Source organism: Verrucomicrobium sp. BvORR106, from assembly GCF_000739655.1.
In the GTDB taxonomy this organism is placed as follows: Bacteria; Verrucomicrobiota; Verrucomicrobiia; order Verrucomicrobiales; family Verrucomicrobiaceae; genus Verrucomicrobium.
The window spans coordinates 1-26,622 of the sequence record NZ_BATR01000149.1; the positions used below are offsets into that span (position 1 = coordinate 1).

The 26,622-nt window shown below is 61.2% G+C and carries 16 protein-coding genes and 1 tRNA gene; 12 read left to right on the forward strand and 5 right to left on the reverse strand.

Annotated features, from left to right (window positions below; genetic code table 11):
* Window positions 1-637: 637 nt before the first annotated feature.
* Window positions 638-3,610 carry a pyruvate, phosphate dikinase gene (gene ppdK / locus BV106_RS26695; protein WP_038169856.1) on the reverse strand — a complete coding sequence of 991 codons (2,973 nt, stop codon included), beginning with the start codon at window positions 3,608-3,610 and terminating at the stop codon, window positions 638-640.
* A 638-nt stretch (window positions 3,611-4,248) separates the two neighbouring features.
* On the opposite strand from ppdK, the gene BV106_RS36295 reads away from it, so the two are divergent.
* From BV106_RS36295 to BV106_RS26730, 7 genes are all read left to right on the forward strand, one after another.
* Window positions 4,249-4,824 carry a prepilin-type N-terminal cleavage/methylation domain-containing protein gene (locus BV106_RS36295; protein WP_051946374.1) on the forward strand — a complete coding sequence of 192 codons (576 nt, stop codon included), beginning with the start codon at window positions 4,249-4,251 and terminating at the stop codon, window positions 4,822-4,824.
* Between the two features lie 213 nt (window positions 4,825-5,037).
* Window positions 5,038-5,114 (forward strand) — tRNA-Pro (locus BV106_RS26705).
* Between the two features lie 336 nt (window positions 5,115-5,450).
* Complete coding sequence (locus BV106_RS26710; RefSeq protein WP_051946375.1) at window positions 5,451-8,291, forward strand: RICIN domain-containing protein; 2,841 nt, start codon at window positions 5,451-5,453, stop codon at window positions 8,289-8,291.
* Window positions 8,292-8,580: 289 nt separating this feature from the next.
* On the forward strand, window positions 8,581-9,072 hold the full coding sequence (locus tag BV106_RS26715) for a hypothetical protein (protein ID WP_038169858.1): 492 nt from the start codon (window positions 8,581-8,583) through the stop codon (window positions 9,070-9,072).
* A gap of 296 nt (window positions 9,073-9,368) precedes the next feature.
* Complete coding sequence (locus tag BV106_RS26720) at window positions 9,369-9,869, forward strand: hypothetical protein (protein WP_265596102.1); 501 nt, start codon at window positions 9,369-9,371, stop codon at window positions 9,867-9,869.
* 96 nt (window positions 9,870-9,965) lie between these two features.
* Window positions 9,966-10,895, forward strand: coding sequence for a GNAT family N-acetyltransferase (locus BV106_RS26725; protein ID WP_038169861.1), 930 nt, complete (start codon window positions 9,966-9,968; stop codon window positions 10,893-10,895).
* A gap of 12 nt (window positions 10,896-10,907) precedes the next feature.
* On the forward strand, window positions 10,908-12,431 hold the full coding sequence (locus BV106_RS26730) for a hypothetical protein (protein ID WP_038169864.1): 1,524 nt from the start codon (window positions 10,908-10,910) through the stop codon (window positions 12,429-12,431).
* A 270-nt stretch (window positions 12,432-12,701) separates the two neighbouring features.
* Here BV106_RS26730 and BV106_RS26735 read toward each other — a convergent pair whose 3' ends face one another.
* The 4 genes from BV106_RS26735 to BV106_RS26750 all read right to left on the reverse strand — a co-directional run bounded on the left by BV106_RS26735 (window position 12,702) and on the right by BV106_RS26750 (window position 16,344).
* The gene (locus tag BV106_RS26735; RefSeq protein WP_038169866.1) at window positions 12,702-12,935 is read right to left on the reverse strand and encodes a hypothetical protein; all 234 of its coding nucleotides are present in this window, start codon (window positions 12,933-12,935) and stop codon (window positions 12,702-12,704) included.
* A 160-nt stretch (window positions 12,936-13,095) separates the two neighbouring features.
* Window positions 13,096-13,548: a hypothetical protein gene (locus tag BV106_RS26740; protein ID WP_038169869.1), complete on the reverse strand. Its 453-nt coding sequence runs from the start codon at window positions 13,546-13,548 to the stop codon at window positions 13,096-13,098.
* A 475-nt stretch (window positions 13,549-14,023) separates the two neighbouring features.
* Window positions 14,024-14,347: a hypothetical protein gene (locus BV106_RS26745; protein WP_038169870.1), complete on the reverse strand. Its 324-nt coding sequence runs from the start codon at window positions 14,345-14,347 to the stop codon at window positions 14,024-14,026.
* A gap of 95 nt (window positions 14,348-14,442) precedes the next feature.
* Window positions 14,443-16,344 (reverse strand): CocE/NonD family hydrolase, encoded by a 1,902-nt coding sequence (locus BV106_RS26750; RefSeq protein WP_265596103.1) that lies wholly within the window; start codon window positions 16,342-16,344, stop codon window positions 14,443-14,445.
* Window positions 16,345-16,525: 181 nt separating this feature from the next.
* On the opposite strand from BV106_RS26750, the gene BV106_RS26755 reads away from it, so the two are divergent.
* From BV106_RS26755 to BV106_RS26775, 5 genes are all read left to right on the forward strand, one after another.
* A complete protein-coding gene (locus BV106_RS26755) occupies window positions 16,526-18,130 on the forward strand; it encodes a LamG-like jellyroll fold domain-containing protein (protein WP_038169873.1) in 1,605 nt (534 codons plus the stop codon).
* Between the two features lie 30 nt (window positions 18,131-18,160).
* Window positions 18,161-18,736: a sigma-70 family RNA polymerase sigma factor gene (locus BV106_RS26760; RefSeq protein WP_038169875.1), complete on the forward strand. Its 576-nt coding sequence runs from the start codon at window positions 18,161-18,163 to the stop codon at window positions 18,734-18,736.
* 348 nt (window positions 18,737-19,084) lie between these two features.
* Window positions 19,085-22,549, forward strand: coding sequence for a DEAD/DEAH box helicase (locus BV106_RS36305; protein ID WP_265596104.1), 3,465 nt, complete (start codon window positions 19,085-19,087; stop codon window positions 22,547-22,549).
* 812 nt (window positions 22,550-23,361) lie between these two features.
* Complete coding sequence (locus BV106_RS26770; RefSeq protein WP_038169877.1) at window positions 23,362-24,048, forward strand: SGNH/GDSL hydrolase family protein; 687 nt, start codon at window positions 23,362-23,364, stop codon at window positions 24,046-24,048.
* Between the two features lie 113 nt (window positions 24,049-24,161).
* Complete coding sequence (locus BV106_RS26775; protein ID WP_038169878.1) at window positions 24,162-26,342, forward strand: PQQ-binding-like beta-propeller repeat protein; 2,181 nt, start codon at window positions 24,162-24,164, stop codon at window positions 26,340-26,342.
* Window positions 26,343-26,622: the final 280 nt, after the last annotated feature.

Genomic DNA, 26,622 nt, shown 5'->3' on the forward strand with positions numbered 1-26,622 from the left:
AGCATCGAACCAGACCATCCGAACGGAGCAAAAGCACTCCGGACGCCAGACACGGTTCACGGAATCAACGCCCATCACCACCACCATCCACACACACACACACACCGTCCGGCGTCCCATCCGTGACGCAATACCTTGAACCCGAAATCCGGTGGTTCCGGTCGCTCCACTCCCTGCACCACCGGCTACTCTCCGACGTCCCTCCGGGACGAAAAGCAACCCGCGCCCCGATGCATCACATTTCGCACGACGCCCATTATCTCATCTCCCCCAAACCGTTCGCCCAGCACAACAGTCAGTCATTCAAATACTCTGCATTCGACACCATCACAGCATCAATCGCCCGCTGCTGCCCCACCAGGATCGCCTCCCCCCTCCCCGCCTCAGGAGGACCGAAGGTCCGGCATCATACCAGCCTGGGGTAACGCCCCAGGGTTCCATGATCAAGCATCCATCGAGGGCTGAAAGCCCGGCCTCATCAAACCTGCCCACGATATCCATCCCTGGCCGAAGCCCCAACTCCATCACTCCCGCCTCTCCCAAAAAAACAAAGTCCTGTGAAGGCAATCTTCACAGGACTCTGTAACTAACGATTATTCCTTTGTCTGCGGCCTTCAGGCTTCAGACACCTGCCTCGTTACTTCTTCTTGGAAGCTTTCTTGGCGGGTGCAGCCTTCTTGGCGGCTTTCTTGGCAGCTTTCTTTGCCATAGGTTTGTTCCTCGTTACTGGGTTGCTGGTTGCTGTTTTTGTCTTGGCCGCGGCAACCTTGCCTGCGCGCGCCGTCACGGCGGGCTTGGCACTTGCTTTACCACGGACAGCTTTTTTCGGAGCAACTTTGGAGCCATCCTGCTGCGCTTCTTCCTCCAATGCTGCCTGGGCTGCAGCGAGGCGGGCGATGGCCACGCGGAACGGGCTGCAGCTCACATAACTCAAACCAATACGGTGACAGAACTTAACGCTTTCTGGATCGCCACCATGCTCGCCACAGATGCCGAGCTTGATGCCGGGGCGCGTCGCGCTACCCTTCTCCACAGCGATCTTCATGAGGGAACCCACGCCCACCTGATCCAGGGTGGCAAACGGGTTCTGCTTGAAGACTTCGTTCTCTTGATAAGGCGTCAGGAACGCGCCCATGTCGTCACGGCTGATGCCAAGAGCGGTCTGGGTAAGGTCGTTCGTGCCGAAGCTGAAGAATTCAGCGGTCTCAGCGATCTCATCCGCCGTGATTGCACCACGGGGAACTTCGATCATGGTGCCGACCTGGTAGTCAATCTTCACCTTGCGCTCGGAAATCACTTCCTTGGCCACACGGTGCACGATTTCAACCTGCAAGTCGAGCTCCTTCTTGAAGCCCACGAGCGGGATCATCACTTCCGGCTTCACCTTGATGCCTGCCTTGATCGAGTCAGCAGCGGCCTCAAAGATGGCGCGGGCCTGCATTTCCGTGATCTCGGGGTACGCGATGCCAAGACGGCAGCCGCGGTGACCCAGCATCGGGTTGAACTCATGAAGCTGATGAATACGCTGAACAATGAACTCGCGGCTCATGCCCGTCTTCTTCATCGTGTCCTTCATCTCGTTCTCCTGGTCTTCCTTGGGAAGGAACTCGTGGAGAGGAGGGTCAAGGAGACGGATCGTCGCCGGCAGACCCTTGAGGGCCTTGAAGATGCCGGTGAAGTCTTCACGCTGATACGGAAGCAGCTTGGCGAGAGCCTTCTTGCGACCGGCTTCGTCGGTGGCCATGATCATCTCGCGAACGGCGTAGATGCGGTCCCCTTCGAAGAACATGTGCTCAGTACGGCAGAGGCCGATGCCCACGGCACCGAACGCAAGGGCGTTGGCCACCTGGTCAGGGCTGTCAGCGTTGGTGCGCACGGAGAGGCGGGACACCTTGGAACACCAGGTCATCAACTTGGTGAAGTTCAGGTAGTTCCGGCCCGCAAGGGCTTCCTTGTTGCCGTCCACGAGAGCCTGGGTGATCTCGGAAGGAGCGGTCGGCAGGTTGCCTTCGTACACGAAGCCGTTGGAACCGTCGATGGAAAGCGAGTCGCCTTCTTTGTAGGTCTTGCCACCCACGGTGAAGGTACGTGCTTCGTAGTCGATGCTCATGCCGGGCGTCTTGTCGGACGCACCGCACACGCACACCTTGCCCATCTGACGGGCGACGAGTGCAGCGTGGGAGGACACACCACCCTTGAGGGTGAGGATGCCTTCGGAGGCCAGCATGCCGCGGATGTCTTCCGGGGAGGTCTCGTTACGAACGAGGAGAACGCGCTCACCCTTGTCGCCAGCGGCTGCTGCACGGTCAGAGTTGAAGTAGATCTTGCCGGAAGCGGCGCCAGGACCGGCGTTGAGGCCGGAAGCGATCACCTTGGCGGCCTTGACAGCCTTGGATTCGAAGATCGGAGCAAGCACCTGCTCAAGCTGGTCGGCAGGAACACGCTTGATGGCGGTCTTCCAGTCGATGAGCTTTTCCTTCTCCATTTCCACTGCGAAACGCACAGCGGCAACGCCAGTGCGCTTGCCGTTACGGGTCTGAAGCATGAACACCTTGCCTTCTTGGATGGTGAACTCGAAGTCCTGCACATCTCTGAAGTGGGATTCCAGCACGCCGCGGATGCGGTCGAGCTCTTTGTACGGCTTCGGCATCACTGCCTGAAGTTCGGAAACCGGGCTCGGAGTGCGCACGCCGGCGACGACGTCTTCACCCTGGGCGTTGATGAGGAATTCACCGTAGAACACCTTCTCACCGGTGGCAGGGTCACGTGTGAAGGCAACGCCGGAACCGGAGTTGTCACCCGTGTTGCCGAACACCATGGCCTGGACGTTGACGGCGGTGCCCCACTCGTGCGGGATGTTGTACTTGCGGCGATAAACGATCGCGCGGTCGTTGTTCCAGGAGCCGAACACTGCGCCCACGGCGCCGTTAAGCTGGTCCCAAGGATTCGTCGGGAAGTCTTTGCCCGTGCGGTCTTTGACGAGCTTCTTGAAGAGAACGACGAGTTCTTTGTAGTCGTCCACGGTCAGGTGGGCGTCATCGACGTCGTCTTCGTGGTTGTCGTGCTTGAGCTTGTGGATGACAGCCTCAAACGGATCTTCGTCTTCATCAGGGCGCTTCTGCACGCCCATGACCACGTCGCCGTACATCTGGATGAAACGGCGGTAGCAGTCCCAAGCAAAACGCTCGTTGTTCGTGGCGGTGACGAGAGCCTGCACCGTCTGGTCGTTGAGACCGAGGTTGAGGATCGTGTCCATCATGCCTGGCATCGAGTCGCGGGCACCGGAGCGCACTGCAAGGAGCAGCGGCATCTTCTTGGTGTCGCCGAACTTGTAGCCCATGATCTTTTCCATGCCAGCCACGCCAGCTTCCATCTGCTTCTGCAGAATGGCAGGATAAGTTTTCTTGTTGTCGTAGTAGTAGGTGCAGACCTCAGTCGAGATCGTGTACCCGGGAGGTACTGGAAGACCGATGCGGCTCATTTCCGCGAGGTTGGCCCCTTTACCGCCCAGCAGCGCCTTCATAGAGCCGTTGCCGTCTGCTTTACCTGCTCCGAAGAAGTAAACGTATTTGGTTTTCTCCGCGCCGCCTTTGGTTGCTTTTTTTGCCATAGCTGATTCAGTCACTTTAACGGGACTGTGATGTTCGTGTGTGTTGGTTTGGTTCGATGCGTCTAGCCAAATTGAATTAATTTCGCAAGAGTATTGGGTTCACCTCGCCTGTCAATACTCTTTGCGCGTTAGTTGCAGCACTCAAAACGCCCCGTTTTGCCTCAAAAAAAAGTGACCTCCGCGAGCCCATTTTTACACATCACATCGTGTAAATTTTTTGATTCCTGTCCCGCCAGAGTTGCGACCCGTGATGGTCAACCCGGAGCGCTGAAGACAACTCAGGCTGGTCCCTCCTCCTCTTGATTCGCCTCCCGTCATTTCCAGCGGTCCCAGCCCCCTGCCCCCTTTGACCAACCGTACGCGCTCGCCGAGCCTCGCCAGGTGAGCTCCCGCCGCCTGCACCAACACCACCGCCACTCCTTGGGCGAGCGCCAGAACATACCCCCCATAAATTCCCCTGTTGACGGTTTTCACGAAATTCCAGTATTCTGGACATTGAAATCAAAGTCCCCCGCTTCGCCACGAACCTGCGCGCGGGCCGGGCTCCCCATTTCCGTACATAATAACAGAGCCATAGATACCGCTAGCATAACCGCCACCCCTGCCAGACTGAACTGACCCCCAATACACATCCATCCATGAAGACGCTGAAACCCGTCGTGCGCCTGAAGCACGGATTCACCCTGATCGAAATGCTGGTCGTGATCGGCATCATCGCCATCCTCGCCACCATCGCCATTCCTACCGGAAACATCGTGCTGAGAAAGGCACGTGAACTCCAGGCCAAGACGGCCATGAAGGGGCTGGAAATCGCCATCAAGGGCTACCAGACTGAGTACAATCGCTACCCGTTGGCCGGCGCAGAGGCCGCCGACACGAAAGTCTATGACACCAGCGACGCTGAATCGGGTGGCGCCCTTCTGGCGGCTCTCCTGGCAACCGATACCACGGCCAATCCTCGCAGAGTACGCTTCTATGACCCGCCGCCAGCCAAGAGCGGAGCGAACGGCTACGACAGCAAAGCAGGGACTCTCACCGACCCCTGGAAAAATGGCTACATGGTGCAAGTTGACTATGATGGCGACGGCTTGATCGCCGATCCGTTTAATGAAGGCGAGACGCTCTCCTCAGGCGTGATCATTTATTGCAACGGTGCTGACGGAAATGCCGGCACCGGCGGCGCAAAGTCAGACGACATCAAGTCCTGGCAGTAGTCAGCCAAGCACCTCCCCCACCGCATCGGAGTTCGCTTTAAGTTTTTAATCCGCCGTGGAGTTCGTCTCCACGGCGGATTTTTGTTGGGCCCATCCCCCTGCAATTCCCGGCCTCCGTTCGCAGCAGGGCCCCGCAATCCCACAATTTTCCAGTTGCACATTCCACCGCCCGAGCCATGATCCCCTCCCGGTTATTTTCCGTGGTTTTAGACACGGGCTGTAGCGCAGTCTGGTAGCGCGCTTCGTTCGGGACGAAGAGGTCGTGGGTTCGAATCCCGCCAGCCCGACCACTTGGCAGATCAAGCCAAGTCTTGAGGAAACTCGCAAAAGCGTTTCCCCGCCAAGGAGGAGAATCCGCTCCACCCGCTTGGCCGTCGCCGCCTTCGGCAAGTGCTGGTTCTGCTCCGGATTCAGGAAATAATCTGCACGCCACCCCTGCGCCCGGATTTCGTTCCTCCCCGGGCTCAGACACGAGAGCGCATGCTTCAGGACGATGGCAGGACTGGCAGCGAGTTTCGACAAAATTTCGTCCGAAAACGCCAAGTCATCGCGCTCTGGTTTCTATAGGACTTAACGACGAATCGCCGACTCACCATCACCGGTTGGCCCTCACCAAGATTCGTCCTATGAGCAAAACTATCCTTGTCTTGTTGGCCGCCGCCGCTGCGCTGTGGTTGAACCCGCCGAAAGCTGGAGCCTTTACGCATCCCGGCACCCCGCTGACAAACACCGACCTCATGGCCCTCAAGGCAAAGGTCTCTGCGGGTGAGCAGCCTTGGAGAGCAGGGTACGATGCCTTGGCCGCCGATTGGCGGTCTCAGCTCACCTACAACATGCAGGGCCCCTTCGCTAACGTGAGCCGCAGCCCTAATGTGAACCTGAACCAATGGCGCAGCGACATGACTGCGATCTGGAATCTCGCGCGCATGTGGTACTTCACCGGGAACGAAGCGTACGCGCAGAAGGCGCACGACATCCTGCTCGTGTGGGCCACCACACAGACATCCTTTACCGGCGGGGAATCCCCACTCGACCTCGGGGACTACGCCTACCGCTTCGTGGGCGGCGCGGACATCCTGCGCGGCACGTGGCCAGGCTGGACGGAGGCAGACACCACCACCGTGAAGAACTACTTCGGCAACGTCCTGCTGCCCGCCACCAATCCGTACGGTGAAAGCATGTACGGTGCCGCGAACAAGGGAGCACTGGCCCTCGTGGCCGGAGGATTGATCTCCATCTTCAACGACGACACCGCCAGGCTCAACACCATCGTGTATCAGCTTCGCTCGCTTGCACACATTGGCCTGCGCAGTTCCAATGACCTCGGCATGTTGGGCGACTCTCTTCGCGACCAGGGCCATGCCCACGGGCAGCTCTTCTCGTTGGCCATGCTCGCCGAGGCCCTCTGGAAGCAGGGCATTGACGTCTACTCTGACTACAACAACCGCCTACTCGCAGCTGGCGAGTATTTCGCGCGGGTGAATGACCTAGGCCCCACGCCGTTTCTCCCCTTCGGCACGACCGATGCCTACTACACTGCCGACAACACCAATCGAGGCTGGGGCGGAGGGCACATCGCGCTGCACCTCATCCACGGTGCCTATGTCGTCCGCAAGGCTCTCCCCGCACCCCACATCGCCCTGAGACGCCTCGAGATGCCCGTGGATGGAGACAGCTTCATGTTTCACAAGGCGGCTGACACCTCCATGGCCACTCCGGCGGCGACGCTGCCAATCCCTTCCACCACCTCCATCACCGCAGGGTTGACCGATTCCGAAATTGGGAGCGCTACGCCAGTCGGTGGAAGCTCCTACTCCGGCGGCACTTGGACGGTGCAGGGCGCGGGCAGTGAAATGTGGGCCGCGAATGACAGCTGCCACTTCACCTATAAAGCGGTCACCGGTGACTGCGCCATCATCGCGAAAGTCGAGTCGGTGCAGAACACGAGCCTCTCCGCCAAAGCCGGCGTGATGATCCGCACTAGCCTCACCGGGGGCACGCCCCGGGCATGGATGGCCGTCACCCCGCGAGTTCAGGCGGAACAAAACATGCCAGGTCTGGCCGTGTATGGCGGGACGAACTACGGCAACAAAGCCTTCAACATCGCCAGTCCCTCGTACTGGGTGAAGCTCGAACGCTTCGGGAACATCATCACCGGCTACGTCTCTCCCGATGGCACCAACTGGGCGGCCACCGATGTCGGCCGCTACGACAACATGCCGCCCACACTCTACGTGGGCCTCACGGTCTGCTCCGTTGTGAATGGCACGTTGAACACCGCCACGTTCAGCAACGTCCAGATTACCGGCGGCGACGGTAGTGCGCCGCTCCTCGCTCCCGCCGCGCCCGTCGCCCTCCTGGCCGCTCCGGGCGAGCATGCCGTCCCGCTGCGCTGGCAACCATCGTTCGGAGCCACCAGCTACACTGTAAGGCGCGCCACCTCCAGCGGCGGTACCTACACGCCCCTCGCATCGGGCATCACCGCCACCAGCTACACCGACACCACAGTGATCAATGGGACGACCTACTACTACGTGGTCACCGCCTCCAATGCTGCTGGCACGAGCAGCCATTCCCCCGAGGACAGCGCAACGCCGCAGATCCCCATGGTGAACATCGCCTTTAACGGCACAGCCAACGACAGTGCCAACAACCCCAATGGCACCCAGGGAGCCGCGAAGGCCTTCGACCGGAACCCCGCCACCAAATGGCTCACCACCGCACCAGGCTGGCTGCAATATGACTTCGGCACAAATAACCCGCAGACTATCAAGCGGTACTCCGTCACCAGTGCCAATGATGTGCCCGCGCGCGACCCCAAGGACTGGCAACTTCAGGCTTCCAACGATGGCGCCCTCTGGACCACGCTCGACATCCGCAGTGGTCAAACCTTCGCCACTCGCTACCAAGCCCTGGCTTACGCAGTCTCCAGCCCAGGCTCGTATCGATACTATCGACTGAATGTCACCGCCAACCAAGGTGACGTCTCGACGCAGCTCGGTGAGTGGGGGCTCTCCAGCGACCAGGGCCAGACGATCCCGAATGGCACCTACAACGTCCTCAGTCGCAGGAGTAACAAGGCTCTCACCGCCTCGGCTGGCGGGACGTCGAATGGCACGCCCCTTGTCCAATGGAGTCTCACCGGCGGGCAGGAACAACAGTGGTCATTCACCCACTTGGGAAATGGCCAGTATCAAGTGCTCGGCGCTGGCAGCAATAAGGTGATGGACGTCTCCGGCGTGAGCACCGCCAACGGCGCTGCCATCCATCTCTGGAGTTGGCTCAACGGCAACAATCAGAAATGGCTCATCACTCCCAGCGGCGATGGCTTTTTCAAGATTACCGCTGTGCACAGCAACAAGGTTGCAGATGTGAACGCTGGAAGCACGGCCGACGGCGCATCGGTCATCCAGTGGCCCTACAATGGCAGCATGAATCAGCAGTGGTCGATCACCACCGCACCCTGATTGACCTTGCCTGCGGCTGCGCCCGACTTCATCGGGCGCAGCCGCCGTGGGATGACATGACACCACCTTCGCCCCATCTCCTATGCGCTTCAGATTCTTCGCCATCGCAACACCGGCACTCGCGATGGCGGCATTGGCACTCATCATCCGTATCAGCGAAGACTCGAATGCACCACCTCCACCTCCCATCACCAGACCTTCAGGCCCGTCATCTGAGTTCCAAAGAGAGTCCCACACAAAAACCAGACGTGGACTCGTAGAGAGATTGGCTGATGCCCCTCACGCGGCCTTGGAATGGCTGCTCCAAAAGTCTGGTTCAGAGGAGCGCTCACGGCTTGGTACCGATCCGCATTTGCAGTCGGCGGTGATTGACGCTGCCAATCGCCTTGTTCTAAGAACGCATCCGCAATGGGGCAAAGAAGATCCGGTCATCCTTGAAAACTTTGTCCAGCTGTGGGCCGGAGCAGACCTGAACTCAGCCTACGATTGGGCTCATGAGATCCCTGTCGGCCCCGTGCGAGATCGATTGATGACCCGCATCGCGTTTGCGGCGTCTCAAAGTGACCCGCCGTCGGCAGCCTGGCTGGTAGTGGAGGAAGTTCCGCCAGGGCCTCTCCATGAGGAGGCGGTCGTGATGGTCGTGCATCAATGGGCCCTTCAGGACCCTGACTCCGCCACGGCGTGGGTGGACCAGTTCCCCAACAACTCAATTCGCGATCGCGCCCGCCGCGAATTGGAGGGGGTGATTTCTTATCGCCGAGCCGGTTTGGCCGCACCCTAGGGGAAAGCGACAAAGGTTCCCGCAACTTCGGGCTGGGTGCGCCCTCCGTCTGCGCGCCCCTGCGGCGAATAAGTTTTGTCCAGGACCACCCCGCCCCACATCTCACAGGGGCGCAGGCTGACCATGCCCGCGGAAGTTTCGCGCTCCGGCGTCAACTCATTGCAGGGTTTTGGAACTGAACCTCGTAGAAACCTGACGGGCGAACACGCATGGAAACTCATCCCTCCTTGACTACCAGCGAGTCCCTGTCGATTTCTTCAGCCATCACGCCCTTCTACACCACCTCATCACTCCCTATGAGAATCGTCACCATCATCGCGCAAATCACCCTGGCCATCGCAATGGCGTTTGGCGGCTACAAGCTGTATGCGTGGCATCAGGCTCACCCCGGCGCGAATGACCCCGTGGAAGTCGTTGTGCAAGCACCGTCCTCCGGCCTCACACCGCAGCAAGAAGAGGCTCAAGAGGTCATCAAGCAATGGATGAAAGACAACATCCGCGACCGCAGCGCCTCGATTGGCCGCTGGAGCCAAGTGGTGCCGGTACATGGACGCAGTTGCGTGGTGGCCTCGATCGAAGGCAAGCTGCGCTCTGGCAAGAAGCTGATCCGCACCTATGTCTTCGAGTACCAGGGCAAGGACCTCCACGACATCAAGGTTGGAGCAGAGTATCTTGAGGCCCTCGCCAGTGAGGCTCGCTCCGCGACCACGACCGAGCAAGACGTCGCTATCAAAAACACCATCGAGCATCTGAAGCTGCTCATCGCGCAAGTGGGCAAGGACGATTCACCCATGTGAGCCGTCAGCCTTTCCCTTGCTGAGGTTCACGGAAGCACGGATCACGCGCTTAGACCTTGGTTCCGCCAGGACGTTTCGCAACCCTGTTCGCCCCCCGTGCAACTGACTCCCCTCACTCCCGCGGACCACGATGCCACGGCTAGCCTTCTGCACCGATCGCTCGTTCATTGGTATGAGACCCGGCTGCGCCAGGGGGCCAGATTCGGTGACCGCCCCGAGCCTTTTCGGATCTTTCCAGAGGTCTATGAAGCCCTGGACCCAGGGCACGCGGTCGCCGTGAGAGATGAGGCCACCGGTCTCCCGGTCGGCGTTTGTTTCATCCATCCCAGGGAAACGCACGTCTCCGTCGGCATTGTGGCGACAGACCCGGATTCCTCCGGCCGCGGCACCGCCCGGATGATGATGGAACACGCCGCCTCAATCGCTCGGGAGCGCAATCAACCCCTGCGATTGGTCTCCAGCGCGCTGAATCTGGATTCCTTCTCCCTGTACACGAAGCTGGGTTTTGTTCCCCACACCCTGTATCAGGATATCCTTTTTAATGTCCCAGTCGAAGGCCTGGCAGGGACACCACCTGCCAGGGTGGCCCACGTAAGAGCCGCCCAGACACAGGATGCCATTCGCATGGCCAACCTGGAGATGGAGTTGCAGGAGATCCGCCGGGAGCAGGACATGCACTTCTTCCTGAAGAACGAAGTCGGTTCATGGAAATGCCTCGTGCTGGAGAATGAGAACACTGGAGAGCTGGATGGGTTCATGGTGTACAGCGTCCACCCCTCCTTCCGCATGACCGGCCCCGGCGTGGCCCGCGATGAATCGGCAGCTGCCGCCCTCCTGTGGGCAGCGCTCGATGCCCAGCGCGGAGACGCCACGGTGCTCCTCGCGCCCTGTCTGGCCGGGGGCCTAGTCCGCACGCTGTACCGTTGGGGCGGGCGCAACGTGGAGCTTCACACGGCCCAGATCCTTGGCCCAGTTCCCCAGACCAAGGGGCTGGCCTTCCCAACCTTTCTGCCCGAGTCCGCATAGCCCCACCTTCCCATGCGCAAGCTTTCAGCTTCTTGGTTGCCCACCTTCCTGATCGCAACCGGGCTTACCCTGGGGATGGCACCTGCGTCACAAGCCAGCGCAGAGGGCACCACACGGATCATTGAGCTGAACGAGCTTCCCCTGCTCTTCGCCGATGACAGCGGCATCGCCGCCAGTTCTGGCGTAGTCCGCACCATCCACGCCGCGAAAACACGACCCGCGCCTGTCCTGGAGCCAAAACTCCCCTGGGAAGGCAGTCGTGTGTACGTGTACGGCTCCGTGTACTACGATCAAAACGCCGACCGGTTCTCGCTCTGGTACCTGGGGCATCCCGAGCCCGACGCCAGCGGCAAGGAACCGCGCGTCCCAGGATTTCGCAAGGGCAAGGGCGACGTGGTCCTCTACGCCACCTCCCGGGATGGCCTGGAGTGGGAGCGTCCAGAGCTCGGGCTGCACAGCTTTCAAGGATCCAAGGCCAACAACATTGTCTTTGACCTCCACAGCGCCAGCGTCCTGCACGACCTGAGGGAGAAGGATCCCGCCAGACGTTACAAGATGCTGGGCAGTCGCGTCGGTGCCTACTACGCCGCCGTCTCGCCAGATGGGCTCACCTGGCAGCGCCATCCAGATGACAATCCCATCCTGACCGCCTCGGACAACATCAGCCTCACCCAGGATCCCTTCACGGGTGAGTACCTCGCCTATCATCGACGTCCCTCCACCAAGAACGGCCGTTGCGTTTGGCTCTCCCGCAGTGTGGACTTCAACATCTGGAGCAAGCCGGAACTCGTCTTCGCTGCCGATGCCATCGACAACGCCTGGGCCCGGAATCCCGGCGAGAGGACGGAGGTGAACAACCTCTCCGTATTTCCTCATGCTGGCGGCTTCCTCGGCCTGCCCACCCTCTTTCGAGTCCTCATCCCCACTCGACCGGCCGAGAGCCTCACTCACGGCCAGAGCGGCACCGATGGCCTCGTCGATGTCCAGCTCATCACCAGCACCGATGGCACCCACTGGCAGCGCACCGAACCTCGCCTGCCGGTGATCCCAAGAGGCGCGCCTGGACGTTTTGACGCTGGCTCCATCCTCGGCGTCTCCAGCACGTGGGTGCACGTGGGGGATGAGACCTGGGTGTACTACACCGCCCTCACCACCAGCCACGGTGCCCCCATCCCTCCCAAGCGCAACGCCATCGGCCGCGCTGAATGGCGACGCCACGGCTTCGCCTCGCTAGATGCCGGTGAAACCGGACGCGTGGAAACCAAGCCTCTCAGGCTGCGCGGCAGTGCATTGATCATCAACGCCAACGCCACAGGTGGCGAGCTCCGCGTCGCCTTGCTGGAGGCTGATGGAACGGCCATCGCTGGGCATTCCGCCGACGAGTGCGAGGTTTTAACTTCGGACGCAACCCAATGGAAAGCCCGCTGGAAAGGCGGCCCTCATGCCTTGCCCACCGATCGCCCCGTACGCGTCGTGGTGACGATGAAGCAGACCCGGTTGTACAGCATCTCAAGCAAGACCACGTCGCCTCCGTAGCAGAGCGGGTCGTCCGAACGCCACGCTTCCGCACTGCGACTGAGCCGGACGACACGTCCGGACTACCTCCTAACGCGATGCTGCGAGGTAGCCCGACGGTCTCCGTCGGTTCGGCGAGCAAAGGAGGCGACGAAAATCACCCAGCGCGATCTGATCGCCCAACATTCGCTCCGCCCTCGCGCTTTGCGCGCATCCCACCGAGGCAACTTGGTGACAACAGTCGATGCTCTACTCCGGAGGAGTTGCGGCGGTAAAAATCGACCAATGCACTCAAGATTGATCATCCCGTTTTGCCAAGACGGGCTCGGACTCCGGCTCAATCACCACTGGAACAGCCGGCGTCTCCGATCCGCGAATCCCCTTCCAGGTGGCCACCACAGCCGCCATCAAACCCAACATCGGCAATGTCCCGCCCCCGTTCTTCAATTCCCGGGAAGCACCGATGAGGATATAGGCAACAATGATGAGGAAGCAGACCAGAAGGGCTAGCACAGTGCGGTTCATATGATGTGTAGGTGTTTGGAGTTGTGCTGAACCATCGACTGATTGCCAACCTGCCAACAGTGCACATTTGAACATCACATCAATTTAGACTCACGGCAGTCTTGTTGGAGTAAATTTTACACCCGTCGTTTTGCAAAGCGCGACACCGCACAAGACCAGATCAACATTTCACCTGCATCTTGGCCTTGGTGAACTCCCCTCGCACCGAATGGTCCATGAGGACTCGCAAGGAGTAGATCAGGACGCCAGCTCGAAATGCCAGGGCAACCACGCTCAACATATCAACATGCGGCAAGCCGCTGATGACCTGTATCCCTACCCATATCAGGCACACTGCAAGCCAACCTTTCCGGGCCCACTCGCGGCAACGGAACAGCCCAAACGCTGACACCACGCCAGCTAGAGCCAGCAGAAATCCACCAATGAGGACTGGCAATTCTGCCGTAACGGCCTTCGCAGCGATCTTCGCCAGTGATTCGTCGGACACGAATTCGCCAAATTTGTAGGAAATCTGCTTCTGTATCACATAGGGCAGAGTTGCCACACTCACCAACCCGAGCGTGCTCAACACCATCGCAATCCAAGCGAGTCTCTTGATTTTCTGAATGGCCATAGGAAATGCATTCACAAACGCTCCAAGGGCCCGGCGTCATTCAGGGGGGAGATAATGTCTTGGGCGCTTGGTGGCAGTAATGCCACTTCAGAAGGGCCGAAGGCCCGGCGTGATACCCAGCCTTGGGCAACGCCCAAGGAATAGATGCCCCATTAGCCCTTGAGGGCTGTAGGCCCGGCCTCATCAAACCTGCCCACGACGAGCATCCCTCAATGACGTCGGGCCTACAGCCCTCAACATCTTAAACTAGCGCCAACCTTGGGCGCTGCCCAAGGCTGCCATCACTCCGGGCTTTCAGCCCTCAGCTCCTTCGCAAAAGGGAGGTCATCGGCCTCGCCACTTTTTCCCTGATGGCAATGGCTGCTAAGCGGAATCAGTCGCGCAACCTTGCCGCCCCCACGCAAGTTCGAGGAATATCGCTCATTCCACGAAGTCGGCGATTCACGCACCCACCGCAGCACTTGCCTCCACGATCCTACATGCAGACTTCCTCTACGTAGACTTCAAACTTCGTCTGCCCGTCCCGAGTTTCAATCCCAAACGGAAACTCCGTATCGATGACACATCGCTCCATCCCCCTCTCGTCGACCCATTTCCTCACGATCTGACACTTCATGGATGCTGGCACGGGGAACTCGGCATCGCCCCCCAAAGGCTCCCTGCAAATCACGGGCTCTTTTTCCACGAAGATCCACTCGAGACCGTTTGCATCACGAAGGATGAACTCCACCCACCCAGGAAAGATATGTTCATCAACAGTCCGGAGGACCTGCACCCTAACGTCGGCAAACTCAGTCATCGGTTCGATACTAAGGGTCCAGGGGCTACCAATCTATCGGTCGCTCTGTGCCCTCTGCGTCTCTGTGGTTAATCTTATCTCCCGCCGACCTCACCTCACCTCACCACCGGCAGCACGATCTGCGAGGGCCTCCCTGCATTGTGATAGATCGTATTGGTCGCCACCACCATCCGCCGATTTCCGTTCAAGGGCTCGCCCGTATTGGGATTCACGTCAAATCTGGGGAAGTTGCTGCTGGAGATGTCCACCCGGATGCGATGCCCTTTCTTGAAGATATTGGAGGTGGGATAGAGCTTGATCGTCACCGGATACACCTCTCCCGGTACCATGAACTTTTCCTGCTTCAGTGACTCCCTAAACCGGGCCCGGACGATGCCATCCGTGAGGTTGAGGTCGAAACCGTCCGGCCAGTCAGCGCTGGCCGGGTACACATCCACCAGCTTGGCGGTAAAGTCCGTGTCCTTCGCGCTGGAAGAGATCCAGAGCTTCACCTCGATCTCTCCCGTCACCTCGGTATCCTGGGTCAGAGGTTCGGTCTGAAACACCAGCACATCCCGCCGGGCCGACAGCGGCACCGGCTTGGGCCAGTTCCAGAAGGGCTCCCCTCCCCGCTGGTTCCACGCCCCCTGCTGCATGATACCGTCGGCGGAGGAGATGTTCCCGCCCAAGGTGGGCACTGGATTCTGCGGATCAAAGTCATAGCTCGTCGCCGAGGCGGTAGCCGTTGGTGCCTCCGGGCCCAGCGCGCCGGTTTCATGCAGGTACATCGGCGTCGCCACGGCCCGCGCCAGCGGCCACTCCTTTTCATCGCGCCAGGCACCGCCATGGCGCAGCATCCCCTTCTCATTCTTCCCGCCGTCACCGGTCCCCATCACAAAGATCCGCACCTTGCTGGCAAACGGTGCCGCTGTGCCCACGGCATTGCTCTGGCCCTTCATCCAGTGGTCGAACCATTCCCGACGCCAAGCCCACTCATCCTTGATCGCGGCTTCATCACCGAAATCCACCTGCCCATGCGCACTTTTGCTCTGCTGACCATGGATCCACGGCCCCATGATGAGGTACACCGAGCTCTTCAGCGTCTTCGAGAGCGCCGCATAGTTCGCAGTCGTGTTTCCCGCCCAAGAGTCATACCAGCCACCGACAAGATACACCGGGATGTCTTTGTACTTGGTCGGATCCGCCAGGATGTTGGCTGCAGCCCAGAATTCATCATCCACCCCGTGGTTCATCGCCTCCACCAGCCAGTCCTCATACTCGGGGGCGAGCTTCAAAGGGGTAGCGCCACGACGCAGCGGCAGATAAGGCAGGTACGCCGTCCTGTTTTCAGCCAGTGCCTTGAGCTCCGCCGCCACGGCCGGATCCCGCCCAGGCATACTACCTCTCCCGGCATTGAGCAGGATCCAGTTCCAGAACCGCATCTCAAACGCCCCCGCATTGCGCATGCTCTGACGTCCCATGTTCGAGGCCGCATCCACCGGGATCACCGTTGCCAGTTCTGGCACATCCGCCAGTGCCATGGTGTGCTGAGTGCCACCCACGTAAGAGGTGCCGATCATCCCGATGCGGCCGTTCGACCAAGGCCGCTTGCCAATCCACGCCGCACAGTCTTTGCCATCCGCACCATCATCCGTGAGGAATCGCCACACCCCTTCTGAACCGTATCGACCGCGAGTGTCCTGGGCGACAAACGCGTAGCCATGGGCGGCAAAGTAAGTGCCCGCCTTCTTCGCCCCCGTTTTGTCATAGGGAATGCGGGTCAAGATCACGGGCAAACGCTCTTGCTGCTGGCCCGGAGCCACCGCGGGGAGGTACACGTCCGTGGCCAGCTTCACCCCATCTCGCATCGGCACCATCACATTGACCTGCACCTCCACCTTGGGTTCCGCCGCGGTCTCGGCGGACACGTGCGCCACGCCGACCACGCACATCCCATAGATCGCCGCGACGTACACAGCGGCCTTTGTTCTCCTAAAACCCAAGAATCCTGTACCCATGGGTTGCCAGTACGGAGCAGTACCGCAAGGTTTGCAGAAACCGTCACGAATTGACCGACTTGCGGCACAAAGCATGACGGCATGCTCCGCACGGACGCAGCGCCACTTCAACAAAATCCATTCGCGTCACAGTTGGCCGGGTGAGATCATTTACTATTGTCCACTTCGCACCGGGCACGACATGACTGACCCTGATTTTCAAAAACTCATCGAACACCTGGCGGGTGAATCCCCGCCGGAAGAGGTCTTCGAAAGCCTGGACCCCGCCGACCTTAGCTTGGAACAGCGGAAGGAGCTGGCGCTCTTTCTCCGAACGCAGACCCTGATCAAGCAGGAACTGGCCGGAGGCGAGGCCTTCGTGCGTCGCGTCATGACTTGGGCGGATGAATCCGGCAAAGATGCCTTCACCGCCAAGGTGATCGATATGCGGAGCAAGGACCGCCCGTCCAAGAGCGCCTCCCGCTCCCTGGCCCCCTGGTGGGTCGCCTTGGCGGCCTGCATCGCCGCCGCTGCCTCCTGGTGGCGCCCCGCCTCTGAGCCTACCGGACCGGCACTCGCAGCCAACACCACGAGCAACGCGGTGGCCGTGCTGGTGGATGAACTGGATGCCTCCTTCGCGGATGGACGCTCGCCCCAGAAGACCGGCTTTGCCCCCGGCGCTTACAAGCTGGAGAACGGCCTCGCCCATGTCCGCATGATCAACGGCACGGACCTCGTGCTGAAGGCCCCGGTGGCCTTCCACATTGATGACCCCATGCGCGTCCGCCTGCAGACCGGGGATATGCGCGTGGTCGTGCCAGATACTGCCCACGGCTTCATCGTCGCCACCGAGGGCGTGGACTATCAGGACCTGGGCACCGAGTTCGGCGTGAGCGCCGGTGAATCCGGCACCAGTCAGATGCACGTCTTCGATGGTCAGGTGGACGTTCTCAAGACGGACGGCACCAAGATCGAGTCCGTGACCTTGGGCCAAACCGTCGCCTTCGCCCAAGGCAACCTCTCCGCTGCCCCAGCTCCGGACAAGGACAAGTTCCCCAGCGCCAGTGAGATTGGCATGCGCCGCTGGCAGCAAATCAGCCAGGGCTGGCGGGACGATCCCACCCTCCTCTGCTACTACTCCTTCCAGAAGAACCCTGAGTCCCCTCGCGAACTGCAGGATATCAAGACCAGCGGCGTCCCTCTGGCCGCCCAAGTCTCCGGCGCCCGCTGGGTCACCGGCCGCTGGCCGGGCAAGGACGCCCTCTTCTTTGACCATGATGACGATCAGGCCATCGTGGACATCCCAGGGGAGTACACGCAGCTCACGGTGGCCGCTTGGGTCCTGCTGGACCGCTACGACTTCCCGAACAACGCCATCTTCGCCTCCGACGGTTGGGAGGCCAAGGACTTCCACATGAACCTCAATGGGCAGGGGCGTCTCTTCGGTGGCACCTACCCGCGCACCACCTACAGCCAGCTCACAGATGATGTGGTACAGCCTGGCGTGTGGTCCCTCGTCGTCATGGTGGCCAATGAAGATCAAAAACGCACGGAGGGCTGGATCAACGGCCGGCTGGCGTTCACTGGCAACATGATCAACGTCTGGGGCATCCGCCCCGGCCGGTCCCGCATCGGCGGCTGCAACCCCAAGCCGGGTGAAGGCAACCCGGTCCGCACGATCCGCGGTCGTATCGACGAGCTCTTTGTCTGGAAACGCGCCCTCACCAAGGACGAAATCCACCGCCTGTACGAGGAGGGTCGCCCCTCCCTGCTGGAGGTCTCCCGTCCTGCCGCGTCCTCCCAGTAGTGCCCGCCTTGATATCTCACCCTCACCTCCATGCCCCTGATTCCCGTCGAAACCCTGCAAAGGGCCCAAGCTGGCGAGCTCAAGGCTCAGGCTGCGTTTGTCCAATTCTACCAGCGGGAGGTGCGGGCCTTTGTGTCCATGCTCACCGCCGATCTCGCCTCGGTCGATGACCTGGCGCAGGAGACCTTCTTGAGAGCTCTGGACCGGCTCGACCGCATTCAGCAACCCGAGAGCACTGGCGCCTTCTTGCGCGGCATCGCCCGCAACGTCGCGCTGGAACATGCCCGCCGCTATCGACGTCAGTCCGAGCGGGCGCAGAAGTTTGTGCGCCTCATGGAGGACCTCGGTCCCGGAGACGAGTCCCAGGACGACTGGTGGTCAGACGATACCGAGCTCACTGGAGCCCTGAAGACCTGCATGGGCACCCTCCCGGAAAAGTCCCGGTCCATTTTGGATTGGCGCTACCGCGAGGAGTGCGACGCCACCGAGATCGCCGCCCGCCTCGGCACCACCTCCACCGCCATCCGCGCCACCCTCAAGCGCGTGCGCGTGAGTCTCTGGCAGTGCATTCGGGGCAGGTATGAGACGGCTGGAGTGCGAGGGTGAGGCAGGGGCTCTTGCCAGTCTAGACTGGAGCACGAGGCCCGCACTTTATGGCGGCTGCCCATCTCCCAGGATTTGTTGCCGATAGCCCCGCAGGCCGGTGATATCCATTCATGTCCATTTATGTCCAATTCACCTCCACCCACAAGCCCCTTACGTTAAACGGGTTGCGGCAAATCGAGCCAATTAGGCACTTCGCCACATCGGCAGGTACCATTGTTGCGAAATCGTCGAATTCTCCGTCAACACCTTGCACCGAGTCCATCCCGTGTGTAAGCGTGGAGGTTCGCGCCTTTCGAGGCGCTCAAAGCCGCCCCCGTTATGCCCAGCGCCGCTGAAGTTGAATCATTTTTGGCCCCTATAGATCCAACCATCATCGCCGCGGCCAGGGCGTTAGTGGAGAAAGGTCGAGTCCGCCTGGAAGGCAACACCCACCAGTCCATCGAGGGCCGGGTGAAGACTGAGGAAGAAACCGTCCGTGTCCAACTCGTTCGCAAGGGCCTCCTCTGGGAGTCCGACAGCGATACCGAGGACGAGGACCTCCACAATCTGGCCGCCTGCGCTGTGATGCTGGAGTCCGAAGGCCAGCCAGAAAGCGATGTGGCCGCCACCGTGCCGGAGAAGACCCTGCACGAGATCGTGGAAGACAAACTCTCCCGACAGCTCACTCCGTCGGAAGAGCAGTACCTTGCCAAGGTGGAGAAGCGGTTCGAGCGCTACCGTACCCTCGGAGAGATCCACGACCACGACCTGGTGCGTCTGAACTCCCGCTGGCCCATCCAGAGCTACGATCCGCTCAAGCTCTGGCCCGAGCCACCCCAGGACGTGCTCGAGTTCTGGAACTATCTGGCCGCCGCCCTCCTGGAGCGGAAGCTGACCTATCCCGCCTTCCTTGAGAACGTCACCGACCTGCCCGGAACCCGCGCACGCCTGCAGTCCTGGCGCGAGCAGGAGGATCTGCCCCGCTGGGCCGAGCGGATTCGCGAGTTCTCCCAGCGTGAAGCCCCCCAGCCTGTTCAACGGGAGCTGCGCCTTCTCATCACCCCCTCTGAGGCACGATTCCAGATCCGCAGCCCTGAAGCGGAAGACGCCGCCTGGCACAATCTGGCCGATGCGGAACTGGAGAAACTGCTGGAACTGGAGCGGGCCAATGCCCTGCGACTGCCAGTGAACTCCAGTCTCATTTTCTCCTCAGCGACCCGCTGGCTGCGGGACCAAACGCGGCCCATCATCCGTCTGGAAGACCTCACCCCCGCCCAGTGGCTGGCCAGCCTGCTGGCACAACCGGAGCTGGGCACCCATCTGGTCACGCTGGATGAAGCCCCCTTCCACCGCCCGGCTGAGCCCCTGCGCTGGCAGGCTGTGGAAAAGGTCACCCCCACCGGCCGCACCCAGTCCATCACGCTGCGTCTCTTTGACGGGAACGGCATCGAGCCCCCCAAGCCGTTGCGCTATCTGCCGGCCGCAGAGCCTCTCTATCTGGGCTCCGATACTATTTTCCACGGCCCGCCGTCCTTTGAGGAGGGCACCACGGCCCAGACCAGCATAGAGATCCCGGTGGAGGCCCTCTCCACGGAGGAAGGCATCCGGTTCTTGGAAAAACTGGACGTCCCCCTGCCCCCCAGCCTGGCCGCACGGGTGACACGCGAGACATTCAAGGTCCAGCTGAGCGCCCGCTGCCTGCCCAAGGTGGAACAAGGCGGCACCGAGCACGTGGCCATCACGGCACAGGCCGTCAGCTCCAACGGGCTCCTCACCAAGACCCTCCGGGGCCGCCGATGGGAGGTGACCGAGCAGGTTCGCTCCTCCAACGGAGTGATCCCCTGCTACGACCGCACGCCGCTGGATGCCGTACTCCCCGTGCTGGAAGGGGTCAAAGCCACCTATGATCCGGAGTTGAGCGCCTTCCGCGCCCGCATCACCAAGGCCTTCCCGGAGCAGTTCCACGACTGGGCGAAGAATCTCCCGGAAGTCATGGCTCTGGACACGGATGACCGGCTTCACTCCATCCTCGCCGATCCCCTGAAGGCCACGGTCCGCCTCGAGATCAACGAGGCTGGCATCGACTGGTTTGACCTCCGCCTCGTCTTCGACATCGAGGGCGTGGAACTCAAGCCCGCAGAGATCCGTCGCCTCATCGCCGCCCGCGGCGGTTATGTGCGCCTGGCCGATGGCACATGGCGCAGTGTTCGCCTCGAACTCAGCGAGGAGCAGCAGCAAGCCATCGCCGCCCTCGGCATCGACATCAACGAGCTCACCGACGAGGCGCACCCCATTCACGCCCGGCAGCTCGCCCTGCAGGAGCGCAAGGAATTCATCCCGCCGGAACTCTGGGAGCGGGTCAAGAGCCGCCTCAGCCACCTGGACCTTCAGACCAAGCCGGAAGTCCCCGCCGAGCTCCAGATCACCCTGCGCCCCTACCAGGTGGATGGCTTCCACTTCCTCGTCTATCTGGCGGTGAACCGCTTCGGCGGTGTGCTCGCGGATGACATGGGTCTAGGTAAAACGGTGCAGAGCATCGCCTGGGTCCTCTGGCTCCGACTGGAGGCGATCAAAGAGAACAAGCCCCTGGCCCCCGTGCTCATTGTCTGCCCCAAGTCCGTGTTGGACGTGTGGGCGATCGAGTTCGGCAAAGCCGCCCCAAATCTGCGGGTCCATGTGCTTCGCGAGAAGGACACCCTGAATCTCAGCGACATCAAGGACAACGCCGATGTGCTGGTGCTGAACTACGCTCAGCTCCGCTCCTGCATTGAGCAGCTGCAAAAGATCAACTGGCTGGCCACCATCCTGGACGAAGGCCAGCAGATCAAGAACCCGGATTCCAAGGTGGCCAAGGCCGCCCGCCAGTTGCACGCTCAGAACCGCCTGGTCCTGACCGGTACCCCGCTGGAAAACCGCCTGCTGGACCTCTGGAGCCTGCTCACCTTCGCCACCCCTGGGGCACTTGGTGATCGCGCTTACTTCCAGAAGCACTTTGACCGCCGCAAGGACGACCGCGCCGCCGAGCGTCTCAGCGCCCGCCTGCGTCCCTTCATCCTGCGCCGCACCAAGGGCCAGGTGGCTCGCGAACTGCCTCCGCGCACGGAGGAGAACATGCTCTGCGAGCTGACCGGGCTTCAGGAAAAACTCTACCGCGAACAGCTCGCGCAGGCCCAGCACATGATCCTCACCTCCACCGGTGCGGAGATGCTGAACAAGCGCCGCTTCGCCATCCTGCAGGCCATCACCCGTCTGCGTCAGATTTGCTGCCACCCTGCCCTCGTGCAGCCCGGAGCCGACGACGAGGAGAGCGCGAAGCTCAACGCCCTCATGGAGCTGCTCGACCAGCTCCACGACGAAGGTCACAAGGTGCTCGTCTTCTCGCAGTTCGTGGCCATGCTCAAGATCATCCGCGACAAGCTCACGGAGTTGAAACGCCCGTTCCATTGGCTCACCGGCGCTTCCCAGAACCGCGCCGATATCGTGAAGTCCTTCCAGGAAACCCCGGATCCCTCCGTGTTCCTGCTCTCCCTAAAAGCCGGCGGCAGCGGTCTCAACCTGACCGCGGCCAGCTACGTCATCCTGTATGATCCATGGTGGAACCCCGCCGTGGAAAACCAGGCCATTGACCGTGCCCACCGCATCGGTCAGACCCAGCCCGTCATGGCCTACCGCCTGCTCGCCAAGAACTCCATTGAGGAAAAGATCCGCCACCTGCAACAGCAGAAGAGCCTGCTCTCCAGCGACGTGCTGGGCGAGGAGAACTTCGCCCGCAGCCTGGATCAGCAGGACCTCGAGTACCTCTTCGACATCGGCGAACGCCGTGGGGACGAGTAGGTTCGGTAAGAGGTAAGTGGTGGGTGGGTAAGCAGTGGGAGCTCTTCTCGGGATGGAACGGGAAGAGCGGTTTGGGCATTGGGTAAAACCGCCCCCCTTCCTCGAACCGCGAACACCCTGCGGGCATTGGGGCATACGTCCTATGGGTCTCATTCGTCCTATGGGTCCTCTTGCGCCCACACTCCTGTCCCCACCCAGCTCCCGAACCCGGAGTGTTCACCATGAATAGCCATGGCGTCGAGTAGAAGCAGGTCGGTTAACGTGATGCAGAACCTGGACGGAGGCTGATTCCTTGTTGTGCATTATCATGGTGGAAACCCCACGCCAACGGCGTGATACAAAATAGCCCGGGGTCAGGCCGCGAAGCGGTCGCCACCCCGGGTATCGATGGGTTGGTGCTGGAACTCCAAGGGAGTTCTACAGACCGTCCAAATCACCTGGAGACGACGACCTGTATGCGGTGAACACCTCAGGCATGCGGCCGCGGTTTGTAGAACTCACTTTGGAGTTCGGGTCCGATTGCCCATTTACCCAGGGTGGCGGCTCGTGCCTCGCCTTACCCTGGGCTAGTATGTGTTGACGCCCTTGGTGTCAGAGTACTCGCATCCGGCAAGGCAGAGCCCATTCACCTGGCGCGCATGCGCAAGTCGAGAAGGGACTGCCATGGTAACCCCACCCCGCGATTCTACCGCAGAGCGGTAGGCCCATCGCAACCTCCAACCCCAGGCGCCCACCTCGCCATTCCGCCTACAGAAACCACGCCTCCCCTGCGTACTTCTTTCCCCATCCTCCCACCCAACTCCCCTCACCTCATGAACCGCCGCACCTCCCTCTCCCTCTTCCTTCTCCTCGGCCTCTCTTTTGCTACCTCCCTCACCGCCGCCGACCCCGCCCCGCAAAAGATCCTCTTCCTCGGAAACAGCATCACCAAACACGGCCCCAAGGCCGACATCGGCTGGACAGGAAACTGGGGCATGGCCGCCAGCGCCGAGGACAAAGACTACGTTCACCTCGTCACCAAAGGGCTGACCAAAACCGACGCTCCCGCCCCGCAGACCTTCGTTCAGAACATCGCGGAGTTCGAGCGCAACTACGCCACGTTCGACCTTGCCGCGAAGCTCAAAGACGCCGCCACCTTCGCCCCCACGCTCATCGTCCTGGCCATCGGCGAGAACGTCCCGGCCCTGAAGACCGACGAAGAGAAAGCCCTCTTCACCAAGCATGTCACCAGCCTCCTCACCACCCTGAAAGGCTCAGCCTCCCCCAGGATCATTGTCCGCAGTTCCTTCTGGCAAAACGCCGCCAAAGACCAGTGCTTGAAACAAGCCAGTGACGCCGTGGGTGGCACCTACGTGGACATCACCGACTTCGACAAAGTGGAAGCGAACTACGCCCGCTCCGAGCGCCCCTTTAAGAACGAGGGCGTGGCCCGCCACCCGGGAGATCGTGGCATGCAAGCCATCGCCGATGCCATCGTCAAGGCAGCTTCCCAGCCCTGACGCCAACCTGTGACCAGCTCATCGACCGCCGATCGGGTGACGGTGCGATTGCGCTTGCCCGCCGGGAGTTTTTCTCCACCATCGCTTGCCCTGTATTGATCTTCTGCCCCGCCATGCTCCGCCCCCCTCTTCTCCCCTTACTGGCTCTCCCCCTGGCAGGTCTCGCTGCCCTCTGGTCCACCGGCCCTTCGGCCAGTGCTGCGGAACCCGCCAACGCCAAGAGTGGCAACGTCGACTGGACCACGTATCTGGGCGACAAGCAGCGGAGCCTCTACTCTCCTCTGAATCAGATCAACCAGGAGAACGTCAGCCAGCTCAAGGTGGCCTGGATGTATGACACGGGCGACAAAGGCGAGTACCAGGCGAACAACCTGATCGTCAACGGCGTCCTCTACACCCCCACCCCCACCCGCAAGGTGGTCGCGCTCAACGCTGCCACCGGCGCCGAGTTGTGGAAGTGGGATCCCGCCACCTCCGTCTCCGGGGCTGGCAAGGGCCGCCAGCGCGGCATGGTCTTCTGGCAGAATGAAGAAGGCGGGGAGCAGCGCCTCTTCACGGCTGTGGGAAATTACCTCTTCGCCCTGGATGTGAAGACGGGCCAGCTCATCAAGTCCTTTGGCAAGGACGGCGCGTTCCACCTCGGCAGCGGCCTGGACACGGAAGGCACGCCCAACATCGGCCTCAACACGCCCGGCGTTATTTACAAGAACCTCCTCATCCTCGGCGGTGTGGGTGGCCCGGGGGCCGTGCGGGCCATCGACGTCCGCACCGGCGAGCGGAAGTGGATCTTCCACCTCATCCCCCGCCCGGGCGAGGTGGGCAGCGACACCTGGCCTGCCGATTCCTGGAAGACTGCCACCGGCGTCATGCCCTGGCCCGGCCAGTCGCTCGACGAAGCACGGGGCATTGTTTACATCGCCACCAAGACCGCAGAACCCGATTTCTACGGCGGCAACCGCCATGGCCAGAACCTCTTTGCCAACTCCATCGTCGCTCTAAAAGCAGAGACGGGCGAACGTCTCTGGCATTTCCAGATCGTGCATCACGATCTGTTGGACAAGGACCTTCCCTGTCCGCCCGTGCTCCTGACCGTGACCCACAAGGGCAAGAAGATAGATGCCGTGGCCCAGGGCACCAAACACGGTCTGCTCTTCGTTTTCGACCGCGTCACCGGCGAGCCACTCTGGCCCATTGAAGAACGTCCCGTTCCCGCTTCGGAACTGCGTGGAGAACAAGCCTGGCCCACCCAGCCCTTCCCCACCAAGCCGGCCCCGCTCATGCGCCAGGGCTACACAGAGGCAGACATCTCCAACGTCTCCCCGCAGGCGGCCGTGGCCACGCTGGATCGCATCCGTGTTTCCCCGAACTTCGGCCCCTTCCCTGCGCCAAGTCTCAAGGAAACCATCATGTTCCCCGGCTTTGACGGCGGCATGGAATGGGGCGGCGCTGCCGTGGATCCGGACGGCATCTACTATGCGAACGTCAACGAAATCCCTTGGGTGGTGCAGATGGTGGAAACCCGCCGGGCCGATGGCACCCCGCTGATCCACGGCGAGAAGGAATACATGATCTACTGCGCCGCCTGCCACGGCCTGGATCGCAAAGGCAATCTCGCCGGCGGCTTCCCCGGTCTGGTGGATGTGGACAAGCGCCGCCCGCGCGAGCAAGTGGCCATGATCACCAAACAAGGCGCGGGCCGCATGCCCGCCTTTGACATGATCCCGCCTGCGCAGCGCGAGGCCATCCTGGACTACGTGATGTCCAACGCCGCCCCACCCAGCTCTTCCCGACAGGACGAGCCCGGCTCCGCTGGCGCTACCGCAAGGAACGACAGCAAAGAAGACAAGACCCCGCCCTACGCGTTCGCCGGCTTCCGCCGCTATCAGGATCAGGAAGGCTATCCCGCCATCAAGCCCCCGTGGGGCACGTTAAACGCCGTGGATCTCAACACCGGCGAGATCAAGTGGAAGGTGCCCTTGGGTGAATACGCCGAGCTCACCGCCCGTGGTCTGCCTCCTACAGGCACCGAGAACTACGGCGGCCCTGTTGCCACTGCCGGAGGTCTGCTCTTCATCGCCGCCACGGCCGATGAAACCATCCGCGCCTTCGACAAGAACACCGGCAAGGTCCTCTGGAAAGCCACCCTCCCCTTCGGCGGCAACGCCACCCCCAGCACCTACATGGTGAATGGCCGGCAATACCTCGTGATCTCCGCCGGTGGCGGCAAGTCCCGTCGCCCCTCCGGAGGTATGCTCGTGGCCTTTGCCCTGCCAGAGCCGCTGCGCGGCCGTTGAGACGCGTTGCTGGTTGAGGGGGCCGCAAGCGGCCTGTTGAGACACTACGTTGGTTGAGGCGCTTCGCTGGAGGGCAGCGTTGCCGCTGAAGGTGTTGGCAACTGCGTTCGCGAAACGCAGTCATGAGTTCTATGACGCAACAATTCACAGCGCTCACAAGTCTCCTGCACCAGCAAAGGAGGCGGGGTCTCCGGCCCCGCGTGAGAGCGAAGACGTTGGGTAACTTCTTCGGTTATGACCCATAACCGTCTGCCACCACAGGAGGGCCGAAGGTCCGGCT

Bases quoted from the DNA above. Each gene is read 5' to 3' on its own strand.
- ppdK (WP_038169856.1), bottom strand. From the start codon at position 3,610: ATGGCAAAAAAAGCAACCAAAGGCGGCGCGGAGAAAACCAAATACGTT.
- BV106_RS26770 (WP_038169877.1), top strand. From the start codon at position 23,362: ATGAACCGCCGCACCTCCCTCTCCCTCTTCCTTCTCCTCGGCCTCTCT.
- BV106_RS26735 (WP_038169866.1), bottom strand. From the start codon at position 12,935: ATGAACCGCACTGTGCTAGCCCTTCTGGTCTGCTTCCTCATCATTGTT.
- BV106_RS36295 (WP_051946374.1), top strand. From the start codon at position 4,249: ATGAAGACGCTGAAACCCGTCGTGCGCCTGAAGCACGGATTCACCCTG.
- BV106_RS26760 (WP_038169875.1), top strand. From the start codon at position 18,161: ATGCCCCTGATTCCCGTCGAAACCCTGCAAAGGGCCCAAGCTGGCGAG.
- BV106_RS26775 (WP_038169878.1), top strand. From the start codon at position 24,162: ATGCTCCGCCCCCCTCTTCTCCCCTTACTGGCTCTCCCCCTGGCAGGT.
- BV106_RS26740 (WP_038169869.1), bottom strand. From the start codon at position 13,548: ATGGCCATTCAGAAAATCAAGAGACTCGCTTGGATTGCGATGGTGTTG.
- BV106_RS26755 (WP_038169873.1), top strand. From the start codon at position 16,526: ATGACTGACCCTGATTTTCAAAAACTCATCGAACACCTGGCGGGTGAA.
- BV106_RS26750 (WP_265596103.1), bottom strand. From the start codon at position 16,344: ATGGGTACAGGATTCTTGGGTTTTAGGAGAACAAAGGCCGCTGTGTAC.
- BV106_RS26745 (WP_038169870.1), bottom strand. From the start codon at position 14,347: ATGACTGAGTTTGCCGACGTTAGGGTGCAGGTCCTCCGGACTGTTGAT.
- BV106_RS26710 (WP_051946375.1), top strand. From the start codon at position 5,451: ATGAGCAAAACTATCCTTGTCTTGTTGGCCGCCGCCGCTGCGCTGTGG.
- BV106_RS26720 (WP_265596102.1), top strand. From the start codon at position 9,369: ATGAGAATCGTCACCATCATCGCGCAAATCACCCTGGCCATCGCAATG.
- BV106_RS26730 (WP_038169864.1), top strand. From the start codon at position 10,908: ATGCGCAAGCTTTCAGCTTCTTGGTTGCCCACCTTCCTGATCGCAACC.